The sequence below is a fragment of the Streptomyces viridosporus T7A genome (assembly GCF_008704515.1).
Lineage (GTDB): Bacteria > Actinomycetota > Actinomycetes > Streptomycetales > Streptomycetaceae > Streptomyces > Streptomyces viridosporus.
Map to the genome: position 1 here is coordinate 5,772,341 of NZ_CP023700.1, position 13,058 is coordinate 5,785,398.

Genomic DNA, 13,058 nt, shown 5'->3' on the forward strand with positions numbered 1-13,058 from the left:
CCTTGTCAAAAGACAGGAGGTTCGTGCGCACAGTGACACCGATCGACCGCGTCGAGTGGTGGGCTTCGCCCGATTCCTCTGCCGAAACGTTATGAACGCCGAGGCCGGCCGTGTCGAAGGACACAACCGGCTACGGGTCGTCGTCTACGGCAACTGCCGTACGCGGCGCGTGATTTGGATCTACCGCAGGCGCGCCATGAGAGCGTGTTCGACCAGCGTGATCAGCGCACTCTTGGCGTCCGCGCGGTGGCGGGCGTCGGTGGTGATGATGGGGGTGTCGGGGCCGATCTGCAGTGCCTCGCGCACCTCTTCGGGCTGATAGGGCTGCTGTCCGTCGAAGCCGTTCAGGGCGACGACGAAGGGCAGTCCGCTGTTCTCGAAGTAGTCGACGGCCGGGAAGCAGTCGGCGAGCCGGCGGGTGTCGACGAGGACGACCGCGCCGATGGCGCCGCGCACCAGGTCGTCCCACATGAACCAGAAGCGGTCCTGGCCGGGGGTGCCGAACAGGTACAGGATCAGGTCCTGGTCGAGCGTGATGCGGCCGAAGTCCATGGCGACCGTGGTGGTCGTCTTGTCCCCGGTGTGGGTGAGGTCGTCGATGCCCGCCGAAGCAGACGTCATGACGGCCTCCGTGCGCAGCGGGTTGATCTCCGAGACGGCGCCGACGAACGTGGTCTTGCCCACGCCGAAGCCGCCCGCCACCACGATCTTCGCGGAGGTGGTGGAACGGCTTTCGGAGACCGCCCCGCCGCTAGAGGTTGCGAAGTCCACTGAGCACCCTTTCGAGCAGTGTCACATCCGGGGCGCCGGTCGTTTCGTCGCCGCCCGGCTGGTGAATGGCGACCAGACCCGCTTCCGCGAGGTCCGCCACCAGGATTCTTGCCACACCCAGCGGCATGTTGAGCAGTGCCGAGACCTCGGCGACCGACTTCACCTCACGGCACAGGTGGCAGATGCGCTGATGCTCCGGAAGGAGCCCCATGAGCGCTGCCGGATCGGCCGTCGTGCTGACCAGTGCCTCGATGGCGAGCTGGTAGCGCGGCCTGGTCCGGCCGCCGGTCATCGCATAGGGACGGACCAGCGGCTGGTCGCCCTCATCCTCGTACGGCTCCGCGTACGGATCATGAGAGGCGGTGGGCGGGGTCATGAATCCTCCGGGCGGGACAGCAAGTCGGTCAGTCAAGCCGTCTGACGGGGCCGGTGGGGGGAATGTGGCGGCCGGACGGTGATTTGGTGAGACGGGTGGTGCCGAGGCCGATCAGTGGAGCAGACTTCCCTGGAGCTCGGCGCGCAGATCCGGGGTGAGGACTGCGCCGGCGCGATCGACCAGCAGCGCCATTTCGTAGCCGACGAGGCCGATGTCGCACTCGGGATGCGCCAGGACGGCGAGGGACGAGCCGTCCGAGACGGACATGAGGAAGAGGAATCCCCTCTCCATCTCGACGACCGTCTGGGCGACGTTGCCGCCCTCGAAGATCCGGGAGGCGCCGGCCGTCAGGGAGGTCAGTCCCGACGCCACGGCCGCGAGCTGGTCCGCGCGGTCGCGCGGAAAGCCCTCGGACAAGGCCAGAAGAAGACCGTCGGCGGACACGACGACGGTGTGGGACACCCCGGGGGTGTTGTCCACGAAGTTGGTGATCAACCAGTTGAGATTCTGTGCCGCCTGGCTCATCTGACTCAACTAACGCTCCTGCTGGTGAGTGGGCCGCGGGAAGCTGCCGGTCTGGGTGGACCCGGCCTGACGACCCTGTGCGATACCCCGACGGAGATTGGTCAGCCGGCCGCGCACGTCATCGGGGGCGCGCGAGACCTGGGGACCGCTCTGGTGCGGTTGCTGCTGAGCCGTGCCCGGGACGAGGTTCGCCTTGGGCACCCGGCGCGGCAGGCCGGAGGTGGTGACGCCGCCCGCGGCCGGCTGCCGGACGCGTTCGGCCTGCCGGACCAGCTCGTCGTTGGGCGAGCTGCGCCAGGCGGGGGAAGCGGACCGCTGCGGGCCGGTGGGCCCCTGCGGCTGCTGGGACTGCTGCTGGGGTGCCGCAGCGGAGTCGTTGCCCTGTTCCTGGCCACCGCCACCCCCGCGGAACCAGTTGGTCTCCAGGGTGTCGTACAGCGGCGTACGCCCGTCGCCGGGGCCGGGCGCCGGGGGCAGGGCCTCCGGCTCGTGGCGGACCGGTTGCTGCTGCGGGGCGGGCGGACGCGGGGCGCCGAAGTCGGCTCCGTGCGCGCCGTTGCGCTGCGGACGCTCGAACCGGCCGGTGTCGGCCGGGTCCATGGGGCCCGGGCCCTGCGGGAGGGCGTGCCGGCCCGTGGCGCCGTTGTCCTGGCCCGCCACCGGGTACGGGCCGGTGGCGCCGTTGTCGTAGCCCTGCGGGGCCGCGAACGGGCCCGTCGCGGACGGGTCCTGCTGACCGCCCGGCCGGCCCTGGGAGGCACCGAAGACGTCGCTGCGGCTGAACTGGCCCGTGTTCTGGGCGTCGTTCGCGCCGGGCTGGGCGTACTGGCCCGTGTGCTGCCCGGGGTCGGGGAAGCCGTAGCCGGACGGACCGGCGTTCTGCCGGTCGTCGAACCGGGGGATCTCCGCCGTGGCGCCGGGCCCCTGCCGGTCGTCGAACCGGGGCATGGGGGCGGTCCGGGAGACGTCCGGCTCCTCGTGGCCGCGCGGGGCGTCCAGCGAGGCGCGCGGCACCGGGGGCTGGGCGTTCTCGTCGCTCCAACTGGGCGTGCGCTGCTGCGGGTCGCCACCGGGCAGCTCGGCGCGCGGACCACCGCGCGGCGGGAGCTGCGGACGACGGCCGCGCTCGGCGTTGTCGTTGCCGTTGCCGCGCTGCGGGGGCACCTGGCCCCGGCCGCCACCGAAGGCGTCCCGGTCCTGCGCACCGCCCGGACCCGCGGCCTGCAGCCCCTGCGGGGCACCCGGCGCCTGGCCTCCGAAGCCGGCGCCGGCGCCGGCCGGACGGCCCTGCGGCGGCGCGGAGGGAGCACCCCGGTCGAACAGCGACGGCGTGGAGTTGCCCGGCTGGCCCTGCGGCCCCCGTGACCCGTCGGGCCGGCCCGCGCCGTCCCGTCCGGGCAGCGCGGTCCGCGGGCCCTGACCGGCGCCGAGCAGGCCCCCGGGTGCACCGCCCTGACCGCCACCGGCGTTCCGGCGCGCGGCGGCGGCACCGGCGGCCGCCTGCGCGGCGGCGGGGCCACCGACACCCGGCTGGCCCGGCTTGCCCTGGGGCTTCCTGCCGCCCTGGGCGACGTCGACGGGCAGCATGACCAGCGCGGTCGTACCACCGGAGTCGGACGGGCGGAGCTGGATGCGGATGCCGTGGCGCTGCGACAGGCGGCCGACCACGAACAGACCCATGCGGCGGGAGACGGAGACGTCCACGGTGGGCGGCGAGGCGAGCCGCTCGTTGATCGCCGCCAGGTCCTCCGGGGACAGACCGATACCGGTGTCGTGGATCTCGATCAGCACCCGGCCGTCGGGCAGCGCGTGACCGGTGACCTTGACCTTGGTCTGCGGCGAGGAGAACGAGGTCGCGTTCTCCAGCAGCTCGGCGAGCAGGTGCACGAGGTCGTTGACGACCCGGCCGGCCACCTCGGTGGTCGGCACGGAGGACAGCTCGATGCGCTCGTACTGCTCCACCTCGGACGCGGCGGCACGCAGCACGTCGACCAGCGGGACCGGACGGGTCCACCGGCGGCCGGGCTCCTCACCCGCGAGGACCAGCAGGTTCTCACCGTTACGGCGCATACGCGTGGCGAGGTGGTCCAGCTTGAACAGCGAGGAGAGCTGGTCCGGGTCGGCCTCGCGGGACTCCAGTTCGGAGATGAGCGAGAGCTGACGCTGGATGAGGCCCTGGGAGCGGCGCGAGAGGTTGGTGAACATCGCGTTGACGTTGCCCCGCAGCAGGGCCTGCTCGGCGGCGAGGCGGACCGCCTCGCGGTGCACGTCGTCGAAGGCCGCGGCCACTCGGCCGATCTCGTCCCGGGAGTGCACACCGACCGACTCCACGGACGTGTCGACGTCCTGCGGGTCGGACTCGGAGAGCTGCTTGACCAGTTCGGGCAGGCGTTCCTGGGCGACCTTGGTCGCGGTGTCCTCCAGCCGGCGCAGCGAGCGGATCATGGAGCGGGCCACGACGAAGGCGCCGACCAGCGAGACGCCGAGCACGATGAGGATCAGCGCACCGGAGATGATCGCGTCGCGCTCGGTGGCGGCGCGCAGCTCACGGGCCTTCTGCTCCATCTCCTCGAGCAGCCTGTGCTCGATGTTCTTCATCTGCTGGATCTTGGTGGAGCTGTCGTCCAGCCAGTCCCGGTAGGACCGCTTGCCCACCGACTTGAGGCCGAACTCCGAGGCCAGGGCACGCCCGGCGTACTCGTCGGTGGCCTTGATGATGTTGTTGCCGTCCTCGATCGGCAGGAGCAGCTCGGCGGCGGCGGTCTCGCCGTAGATGCTCTTGAAGCTGCGGATCTCGGACTTCTGGTTCGTCAGCGCCGACTCGGCGTAGAGCCGGTCGTTGTCGGAGAGTTCACCGGTGGTGGTGTTGCTGGCGGGCAGCGCCGCCGCGAGGACCGCGCGCTGGATCGAGGCGTACTCCTTGGCGGAGGAGAAGGACGCCAGGGCGCGGGTGCGCTGGATCATCTCGGGGTTGCTGGTCGCCTCCGCCATGTCCTGCGAGAGGTCGATCAGGTTCTCGATCAGGCGGTGGTACGCCTCGACGGTCTGCGTGGAGTTCTTCTCCGACGTGTAGGCCGTGTTGCGGATCTTCGCGATGTCGCCCAGCTCGCCGGTGAGCTGGACCAGGTTGTCGCGGACCCCCTTGAGGTTGCCGTCCTTGGCCGCGTTGTCGATCTCCTCGGAGCTGTCGAGGAAGTTCTCCATCGCACGGTCGGTCTTCTCGCGGTAGCCCTTGACCGTGAAGTCGGTGCTCTTGCCGCCGTGCGCCAGCGGGCCGGCCGACTGGTCGCGCTCCTCCTGGAGCGCGGCGGCCAGTTCGGTGGCCTGCTTGGTCATGTCCGTCAGCAGCTTCATGTTGTCGAGCTGCTGGATGTCGTCCATCGACTGGCTGATGCGCAGCGCACCCAGCGAGGTGGCCGCGACCACCGGGAGCGCGAGCAGCGACACCAGACGGGTCGAGATGCGCCAGTTGCGCAGGGCTATGCGCGGTCCGGGGCCGGTCGGGCCCTTCGGCGCCACCTCGTCGACCGGGTCCGACGTCCCCGCGGACGCGCCGGGACGCCCGGTCCGGTCGCCGCTGTCGCCGGACACGGCCGGGCCCTGGTTCTGGGCGTGCTGGGGCGAGGAGCTGACGGCCATCGGGCCAGTCCCGCCGTGCGGCTCCGGCTCCGCCGAAGCGCTGCCATCCCTCTTGAAACGTCCCTGCACTAGCGTCGCAACCTCTGGACCAGGCACCCCTCCGCGTGAACGACGGGGCACGGTGTCGGCGTCATAGGGGCGCCCTGAATACGCCCCCGTGGTGGTCGTGAGTGACCGGCGCTGGTTCCCCCCATCTCGCCGCCACTCGGCGCGTCTGTGCGCCCCCTGTGCGCCGGCTCGATCCTGCGGCGGTCCGTGGAATTCCAGCACAGTGCCGGATCTCCAACAAGGCCCGTAGGCCCACCCGTGACATACGTGACACCGCGTGAGTGGCGAGTCACCACGGGTAGAAAGGGAGCTCCCCCAAACCGGGCGTACGCTCACGAGTCGACCGGTCGCTCCGGGTGTCCCAGTCGCCATGATCAGGAGCGGAATGGTGGCTTCAGGGGGGCAATGTCCGTTTCGGAGGGGCGGGGCGCCTGTCCGTATTGGTCCATTTGTTCAATAGTTCGTGAGCAAAATCACACCAAGATCCCGGCCTTCGAGCGCCGTCGGCGGGGAATTGCATGTTTAGCCTGACGCTTTACAGGGATGGCAAAACCGACAACCCGCGCCCGTCACCCGGGTCCCCGTACCCCGGTGGGCGCCGCGAACAGGACAAGGTCGAAGTAAACAGTGAAGACGACGATGATGTTCCACAAGATCGCCAACCCGCGACGCACCACGCTGGCGCACCTCGACGGCGCCGACGAACTGCAGACGCCGGTCCAGCAGGAACACCCCGTCGACCTTCCGGCCCAGACCGCCAACCCCAGGCGCACCGTCCTCATGGAGATCCCGGTCACGGCCGGCGCCGCGCACTGACCCGGACGCCGACCGCGCTGATCGCACCGATCAGTACGCACACCGGCCGCGCATCGCTCAACGCCACCGCGTCCGGCCGGTGACACCGGCCCGCCACGCGGCACGAGGGGCGCCCCACGTTCCACCGGGGCGCCCCTCGCCGTGCGCGGGGCGCCCCGCGCACCGGGCGACGGCGCCCGCAATGCGCGAGAACGGGAGGTCGTACCGCGTTAGCCTGGAGCGTCAGACTCCAGCCGCTTAAGTCAAGGGGCCAAGCATCCCGTGCGCATCGCCAGATTCTCCATCGACGGGAACGTCGCCTTCGGCGCGGTCGAGGGCGACCAGCAGGACGAGCTCGTCCTGGACATCATCAAGGGCATCCCGTTCACGGACTTCGAGCTCTCCGGTACGAAGGTCCCGCTGAGCAAGGTCAGGCTGCTGCCCCCGGTGCTCCCCAACAAGGTGGTGGCCTTCGGCCGCAACTACGCCGAGCACGCCAGGGAGATGGGCAACGAGGTGCCCGAGGAGCCGTTCGCCTTCTTCAAGCCCGCCACCTCGGTCATCGGCCCCGGCGACGAGATCCAGTACCCCTCCTTCTCCCGGGAGGTGCACCACGAGGCCGAGCTGGCCGTGGTCATCGGCCGGCTGTGCCGCGAGGTCCCGCGCGAACGCGTCAAGGACGTGATCTTCGGCTACACCTGCGCCAACGACATCACCGCGCGTGACGTCCAGAAGCGCGAGAAGCAGTGGGCCCGGGCCAAGGGCTTCGACACCTCCTGCCCGCTCGGCCCCTGGGTGGAGACGGGCCTGGACCTCGCCGCCGCGAGCGACCTGACCGTCCAGCTCACGGTCAACGGCGCCCAGCGCCAGCTCGGCCGCACCAGCGAGATGATCCACTCCATCGAGGACCTGGTCGTCAACATCTCCGAGGCCATGACGCTGCTCCCGGGCGACGTCATCCTCACGGGCACCCCGGCCGGGGTCGGCCCCCTCAACGTCGGCGACGAGGTCGCCGTCACCATCGAAGGCATCGGCACTCTCACCAACAAGGTTGTCAAGCGTGGCTAGCGCATCAGGCTCCCCCTCCCCCCAGTCCTCGACCCCGCTCGGACAGGGGGCACCCCCACGCGTCCGTTTCTGCCCCTCGCCCACCGGTAACCCCCACGTGGGCCTGGTCCGCACCGCCCTGTTCAACTGGGCGTTCGCCAAGCACCACGGCGGCACCCTGGTCTTCCGCATCGAGGACACCGACGCGGCCCGCGACTCCGAGGAGTCCTACGAGCAGCTGCTCGACGCGATGCGCTGGCTCGGCTTCGACTGGGACGAGGGCCCCGAGGTCGGCGGCCCGCACGCGCCGTACCGCCAGTCGCAGCGCATGGACATCTACCGGGACGTGGCCCGCAAGCTCCTCGACGGCGGTCACGCCTACCACTGCTACTGCTCCCAGGAGGAGCTGGACACCCGCCGCGAGGCCGCTCGCGCCGCGGGCCGGCCCTCCGGGTACGACGGCCACTGCCGTGAGCTGAGCGACGCCCAGGTCGAGGAGTACAAGGCCCAGGGCCGGGAGCCGATCGTCCGCTTCCGCATGCCCGACGAGACGATCACCTTCACCGACCTGGTCCGCGGCGAGCTGACCTTCACCCCGGAGAACGTCCCGGACTACGGCATCGTGCGCGCCAACGGCGCCCCGCTGTACACGCTGGTCAACCCGGTCGACGACGCGCTGATGGAGATCACCCACGTCCTGCGCGGCGAGGACCTGCTCTCCTCCACCCCGCGCCAGATCGCCCTGTACAAGGCGCTGATCGAGCTGGGCATCGCCAAGGAGGTCCCGGCCTTCGGCCACCTGCCGTACGTCATGGGCGAGGGCAACAAGAAGCTCTCCAAGCGCGACCCGCAGTCGTCCCTGAACCTCTACCGCGAGCGCGGCTTCCTCCCCGAGGGCCTGCTCAACTACCTCTCGTTGCTCGGCTGGTCGCTCTCCGCCGACCGGGACGTCTTCTCGATCGACGAGATGGTCGCGGCCTTCGACGTCACGGACGTGCAGCCGAACCCGGCCCGCTTCGACCTCAAGAAGTGCGAGGCGATCAACGCCGACCACATTCGCCTGCTCGGCGCGGAGGACTTCGCGGAGCGCTGCGCCCCCTGGCTCCGGGCCCCCTTCGCCCCCTGGGAGCCGGAGGCCTTCGACGAGGCCAAGTGGCAGGCCATCGCCCCGCACGCGCAGACCCGCCTGAAGGTCCTCTCCGAGATCACGGAGAACGTCGACTTCCTGTTCCTGCCGGAGCCGGTCTTCGACGAGGCCTCCTGGAACAAGGCGATGAAGGAGGGCTCCGACGCCCTGCTGCGCACCGCCCGCGAGAAGCTGGAGGCGGCCGACTGGACCTCCGCCGAGTCGCTGAAGGAGGCCGTCCTGGCCGCCGGCGAGGCCCACGGCCTCAAGCTCGGCAAGGCCCAGGCCCCCGTCCGCGTGGCCGTCACCGGCCGCACGGTCGGCCTGCCGCTCTTCGAGTCGCTGGAGGTCCTGGGCAAGGAGAAGACGCTGGCCAGGATCGACGCGGCCCTGGCCAAGCTCGCCGCGTAGGGCCCGTACGGGCGAGGGGCGGCACCCGGGGGGTTCCCGGGTGCCGCCCCTTTGCCGTGCGGGTCCGGGTACCGTCGGTCCCATGGCGATCCGAGCCGTCGTCTGGGACGTGGACGACACCCTCTTCGACTACACGACCGCCGACCGCGAGGGCATGCGGGCGCACCTCCTGGCCGAGGGGCTGCTCGACGGGCACGCCTCCGTGGAGGAGGCGCTGCAGCGCTGGCGGGAGGTCACCGACCTGCAGTGGGCGCGGTTCGCCGCGGGGGAGGTGGACTTCGAGACCCAGCGCCGCGACCGCACCCGCGTCTTCCTGGACCGGAACCTGACCGACGCCGAGGCCGACGACTGGTTCCGGCGCTACGTGACCCACTACGAGGCCGCCTGGAGCCTCTTCCCGGACGTGCTGCCCGTCCTCGACGCCCTCGCCGCCAGCCACCGCCACGCGGTGCTCTCCAACTCCAGCCTGACCGTCCAGGACCGCAAGCTGCGCCTCCTCGGCGTCCACGACCGCTTCGAGGCCATCCTGTGCGCCGCCGAGCTGGGCGTCTCCAAGCCCGAGCCCGATGCCTTCCTGGCCGCCTGCGAGGCCCTGTCCCTGCCGCCCGACCAGGTCGCGTACGTCGGCGACCACCCGGAGATCGACGGCCGGGGCGCCGCGGAGGCCGGGTTGCTGTCGGTGTGGATCGACCGCGGCGGGGCGTACGCGACCGTCGAGCCGCCCGTGGGACCGCGCCGCATCGCCTCCCTCGCCGAACTGCCCGCACTGCTCGCCGCCGATACTCGTTTTGGAGCGCCGTCCACCTTCGGGTAATGTTCTTCCTGCGCCGCGGAGAGCGGGCCGGAAGGCCGGGACTCCACGGTGCAGAACTAGAACAAGATCCCCTCAGGGGCTTGCGTTCCAGTGGCCTATGGTGTAATTGGCAGCACGACTGATTCTGGTTCAGTTAGTCTTGGTTCGAGTCCAGGTAGGCCAGCTCGCAGAGCTCATCTGCAACCTGCGGATCACATCCGCGAGCCCCCGTTGTGTAGCGGCCTAGCACGCCGCCCTCTCAAGGCGGTAGCGCCGGTTCGAATCCGGTCGGGGGTACAGATCCTTCCCGCGGGAACAGCCGGGTCGCTCCCACTGTTCCCGATGCAGGATCGCTAGGGCCCCCGTTGTGTAGCGGCCTAGCACGCCGCCCTCTCAAGGCGGTAGCGCCGGTTCGAATCCGGTCGGGGGTACTGACTGGTCTAAACCATCATTGGTCTATGGTGTAATTGGCAGCACGACTGATTCTGGTTCAGTTAGTCTTGGTTCGAGTCCAGGTAGACCAGCAGGATCTACGGAAACGTGTGATCCACGCCCCCGTTGTGTAGCGGCCTAGCACGCCGCCCTCTCAAGGCGGTAGCGCCGGTTCGAATCCGGTCGGGGGTACAGATGGCGAGAGCCCTCCACTGCGGTGGAGGGCTCTCGGCGTTCCGGGAGGGCGACGGCGCGAGGCGCCGGACGCCGGCCCCGCCGGGTGACCCGGTTCACTCGATCCCGTGGCGCCGTGCCGACTGCTCCTCCCGTGCCGACCGGTGGAGTGCCCGCGGCGCCGGTGCGAAGAGCACCGCGGAGGCCACCGCCGGCTCCACCCGCTCCGTCCCGGAGACGCGCCTCTCCGGGGAGTCGAGCTGCCTGCGCGCCACCTGGTGGGTCAACTCCCCGAACGGTGCCGTCAGTTCGGCGTCCCGGGAGTGGCCCGGCCGGCGCGGCGGCTCGACGAGCCGTCGCCACCGGCAGGCTCCCACCCGGACCGGGGCGCGCACCGGCCGCAGTCGGCGCGGGCGCTCCTCGCCGTCCCCGGCCGTCGTCGCGTTGATCCGGCGGCGCCGCTCACCGCCTCGCCGCGGACGTACGGCGTCGTCCGACGGCGGGTGGGGCCGGGGAGGGCCTGCCGCGGCGTTGAGGCGGGCCCGTCCCCGACGGAGCGGCGGATGAAGAAGGGGGGCGGTCAGGAGCGGCGCAGCGCCTCGGAGAGGCGGCCGGCGGCGTCGATGACGGCCTGCGCGTGCATGCGGCCCGGGTGACGGGTGAGGCGCTCGATGGGACCGGAGACCGAGACGGCGGCCACCACCCGGTTCGAGGGGCCGCGCACCGGCGCGGAGACGGACGCGACCCCCGGCTCGCGCTCGCCGATCGACTGGGCCCAGCCGCGGCGCCGTACGCCCGACAGGGCCGTCGCCGTGAAACGGGCGCCCTGCAGGCCGCGGTGCAGCCGCTCCGGCTCCTCCCAGGCGAGCAGGATCTGCGCCGAGGAGCCGGCCTTCATCGTCAGCGTGGAGCCCACCGGGACCGTGTCCCGAAGGCCCGACAGGCGCTCCGCCGCGGCGACGCAGATGCGCATGTCGCCCTGGCGCCGGTAGAGCTGGGCGCTCTCCCCGGTGACGTCGCGGAGGTGGGTGAGCACCGGGCCCGCCGTGGCGAGCAGACGGTCCTCGCCCGCCGCCGCGGCCAGTTCGGCCAGGCGCGGGCCGAGGATGAACCGGCCCTGCATGTCGCGCGCCACCATGCGGTGGTGTTCCAGTGCCACGGCCAGGCGGTGGGCCGTGGGTCGTGCCAGTCCGGTGGCGCCGACCAACCCCGCGAGGGTGGCCGGACCGGACTCCAGAGCGCTCAGGACGAGGGCCGCCTTGTCCAGAACGCCGACGCCGCTACTGTTGTCCATGAAACGATACTTGCGTCTCACTCTGTGAAACGCAAGTTCAATTTTCCGTGGAACCCGCCACTCTGGAAGCACGGAAGCAACGCGGCCCGTGGACCACCGGGCCTGGCGGCGGACGCCCGGGATCAGGGGTGCGGGCGCCGTCTCCTCACAGATCTCTAGATGGGCCGGAGGGGTTCGTGCCGGCCGGAGGGAAAGCGATGGGTAGGACACTCGCGGAGAAGGTCTGGGACGACCACGTCGTCCGGCGCGCCGAGGGCGAGCCCGACCTCCTCTACATCGATCTGCACCTGCTGCACGAGGTGACCAGCCCGCAGGCCTTCGACGGTCTCCGCAAGAACGGCCGGAGGGTGCGCCGGCTGGACCTGACCATCGCCACCGAGGACCACAACACCCCGACCCTGGACATCGACAAGCCCATCGCCGACCCGGTCTCCCGGGTCCAGCTGGAGACGCTGCGCAAGAACTGCGCGGAGTTCGGCGTCCGGCTGCACCCGCTGGGCGACGTCGAGCAAGGCGTCGTGCACGTGGTCGGCCCGCAGCTGGGCCTGACCCAGCCCGGCATGACCGTGGTCTGCGGCGACTCGCACACCTCCACGCACGGTGCCTTCGGCGCCCTGGCGTTCGGCATCGGCACCTCCCAGGTCGAGCACGTGCTGGCCACCCAGACGCTGCCGATGGCCCGCCCGAAGACCATGGCGATCACGGTCAACGGCGAATTGCCCGACGGCGTCACGGCCAAGGACCTGATCCTGGCGATCATCGCGAAGATCGGCACCGGCGGCGGCCAGGGCTACGTCCTGGAGTACCGCGGCGAGGCCATCGAGAAGCTCTCGATGGAAGCCCGGATGACCATCTGCAACATGTCGATCGAGGCCGGCGCCCGCGCGGGCATGATCGCCCCCGACGAGACCACCTTCGAGTACCTCAAGGGCCGGCCGCACGCCCCGCAGGGCGAGGACTGGGACGCCGCCGTCGCGTACTGGAGCACGCTGCGCTCCGACGAGGACGCCGAGTTCGACGCCGAGGTCGTCGTCGAGGCCGCCGAACTGTCGCCGTTCGTCACCTGGGGCACCAACCCGGGCCAGGGCGCGCCGCTGTCCGCCGCGGTCCCCGACCCCGCTTCGTACGAAGACCCCTCGGAGCGCTTCGCCGCCGAAAAGGCCCTGGAGTACATGGGGTTGGAGGCCGGCCAGCCGCTGCGCTCCATCGACGTGGACACCGTCTTCGTAGGTTCCTGCACCAACGGCCGCATCGAGGACCTGCGCGCCGTCGCCGAGATCCTCCAGGGCCGCAAAGTCGCCGACGGCGTACGGATGCTGGTCGTCCCGGGCTCCGCGCGGGTGGGGCTGCAGGCCGTCTCCGAGGGCCTGGACGTGATCTTCAAGGAGGCCGGCGCCGAGTGGCGGCACGCGGGCTGCTCCATGTGTCTGGGCATGAACCCCGACCAGCTCGCCCCCGGTGAGCGCTCCGCCTCCACCTCCAACCGCAACTTCGAGGGCCGGCAGGGCAAGGGCGGCCGCACCCACCTGGTGTCCCCGCAGGTCGCCGCGGCCACCGCGGTCCTCGGTCACCTGGCCTCCCCGGCCGACCTCGCCGCCGACGCCCCCACGCCCGCTGGAGTCTGATC

Annotated in this window: 11 protein-coding genes and 5 tRNA genes; 10 read left to right on the top strand and 6 right to left on the bottom strand. The window is 71.1% G+C overall.

Features of this window, described 5'->3' with window-relative positions; genetic code table 11:
• Positions 1-180 precede the first annotated feature (180 nt).
• The 4 genes from CP969_RS26745 to CP969_RS26760 all read right to left on the bottom strand — a co-directional run bounded on the left by CP969_RS26745 (position 181) and on the right by CP969_RS26760 (position 5,380).
• On the bottom strand, positions 181-771 hold the full coding sequence (locus CP969_RS26745; RefSeq protein ID WP_026084855.1) for a GTP-binding protein: 591 nt from the start codon (positions 769-771) through the stop codon (positions 181-183).
• Positions 752-1,147, bottom strand: coding sequence for a DUF742 domain-containing protein (locus CP969_RS26750; protein ID WP_004983059.1), 396 nt, complete (start codon positions 1,145-1,147; stop codon positions 752-754). Before CP969_RS26750 ends, CP969_RS26745 begins: the two co-directional genes overlap by 20 nt.
• Positions 1,148-1,258: 111 nt before the next feature.
• Positions 1,259-1,672 (bottom strand): roadblock/LC7 domain-containing protein, encoded by a 414-nt coding sequence (locus CP969_RS26755; protein ID WP_004983056.1) that lies wholly within the window; start codon positions 1,670-1,672, stop codon positions 1,259-1,261.
• Positions 1,673-1,681: 9 nt separating this feature from the next.
• Positions 1,682-5,380 (bottom strand): sensor histidine kinase, encoded by a 3,699-nt coding sequence (locus CP969_RS26760; RefSeq protein WP_026084854.1) that lies wholly within the window; start codon positions 5,378-5,380, stop codon positions 1,682-1,684.
• Positions 5,381-5,986: 606 nt separating this feature from the next.
• Here CP969_RS26760 and CP969_RS26765 point away from each other — a divergent pair.
• The 9 genes from CP969_RS26765 to CP969_RS26805 all read left to right on the top strand — a co-directional run bounded on the left by CP969_RS26765 (position 5,987) and on the right by CP969_RS26805 (position 10,155).
• Entirely contained in the window at positions 5,987-6,175 is a 189-nt protein-coding gene (locus CP969_RS26765; RefSeq protein WP_016824521.1) for a hypothetical protein, read from the top strand.
• 261 nt (positions 6,176-6,436) lie between these two features.
• On the top strand, positions 6,437-7,222 hold the full coding sequence (locus CP969_RS26770) for a fumarylacetoacetate hydrolase family protein (protein ID WP_004983050.1): 786 nt from the start codon (positions 6,437-6,439) through the stop codon (positions 7,220-7,222).
• Positions 7,215-8,738: a glutamate--tRNA ligase gene (gene gltX, locus CP969_RS26775; RefSeq protein WP_004983049.1), complete on the top strand. Its 1,524-nt coding sequence runs from the start codon at positions 7,215-7,217 to the stop codon at positions 8,736-8,738. The genes CP969_RS26770 and gltX overlap by 8 nt, the downstream gene beginning before the upstream one ends.
• Positions 8,739-8,820: 82 nt before the next feature.
• Positions 8,821-9,552, top strand: a complete 732-nt coding sequence (locus tag CP969_RS26780; protein ID WP_016824519.1) for an HAD family hydrolase — start codon at positions 8,821-8,823, stop codon at positions 9,550-9,552.
• A 91-nt stretch (positions 9,553-9,643) separates the two neighbouring features.
• Positions 9,644-9,715 (top strand) — tRNA-Gln (locus CP969_RS26785).
• A gap of 40 nt (positions 9,716-9,755) precedes the next feature.
• Positions 9,756-9,828: transfer RNA gene (locus CP969_RS26790), tRNA-Glu, on the top strand.
• Between the two features lie 61 nt (positions 9,829-9,889).
• Positions 9,890-9,962, top strand: a tRNA-Glu gene (locus CP969_RS26795).
• A 21-nt stretch (positions 9,963-9,983) separates the two neighbouring features.
• A tRNA-Gln gene (locus tag CP969_RS26800) sits at positions 9,984-10,055 on the top strand.
• Between the two features lie 27 nt (positions 10,056-10,082).
• Positions 10,083-10,155 (top strand) — tRNA-Glu (locus tag CP969_RS26805).
• Positions 10,156-10,253: 98 nt separating this feature from the next.
• On the opposite strand, the gene CP969_RS26810 is transcribed toward CP969_RS26805, so the two are convergent.
• Both CP969_RS26810 and ndgR read right to left on the bottom strand, forming a co-directional pair.
• The gene (locus CP969_RS26810; RefSeq protein WP_016824518.1) at positions 10,254-10,532 is read right to left on the bottom strand and encodes a hypothetical protein; all 279 of its coding nucleotides are present in this window, start codon (positions 10,530-10,532) and stop codon (positions 10,254-10,256) included.
• Between the two features lie 185 nt (positions 10,533-10,717).
• A complete protein-coding gene (gene ndgR / locus CP969_RS26815) occupies positions 10,718-11,431 on the bottom strand; it encodes an IclR family transcriptional regulator NdgR (RefSeq protein WP_004983042.1) in 714 nt (237 codons plus the stop codon).
• 197 nt (positions 11,432-11,628) lie between these two features.
• Here ndgR and leuC point away from each other — a divergent pair, with 197 nt between their 5' ends.
• Positions 11,629-13,056, top strand: a complete 1,428-nt coding sequence (gene leuC / locus CP969_RS26820; protein ID WP_004983040.1) for a 3-isopropylmalate dehydratase large subunit — start codon at positions 11,629-11,631, stop codon at positions 13,054-13,056.
• Positions 13,057-13,058 lie beyond the last annotated feature (2 nt).

What these genes read in the sequence shown, in the direction of transcription:
- ndgR (WP_004983042.1), bottom strand. Translation starts at nt 11,431, where the DNA reads ATGGACAACAGTAGCGGCGTCGGCGTTCTGGACAAGGCGGCCCTCGTC.
- CP969_RS26780 (WP_016824519.1), top strand. Translation starts at nt 8,821, where the DNA reads ATGGCGATCCGAGCCGTCGTCTGGGACGTGGACGACACCCTCTTCGAC.
- CP969_RS26750 (WP_004983059.1), bottom strand. Translation starts at nt 1,147, where the DNA reads ATGACCCCGCCCACCGCCTCTCATGATCCGTACGCGGAGCCGTACGAG.
- CP969_RS26755 (WP_004983056.1), bottom strand. Translation starts at nt 1,672, where the DNA reads ATGAGCCAGGCGGCACAGAATCTCAACTGGTTGATCACCAACTTCGTG.
- leuC (WP_004983040.1), top strand. Translation starts at nt 11,629, where the DNA reads ATGGGTAGGACACTCGCGGAGAAGGTCTGGGACGACCACGTCGTCCGG.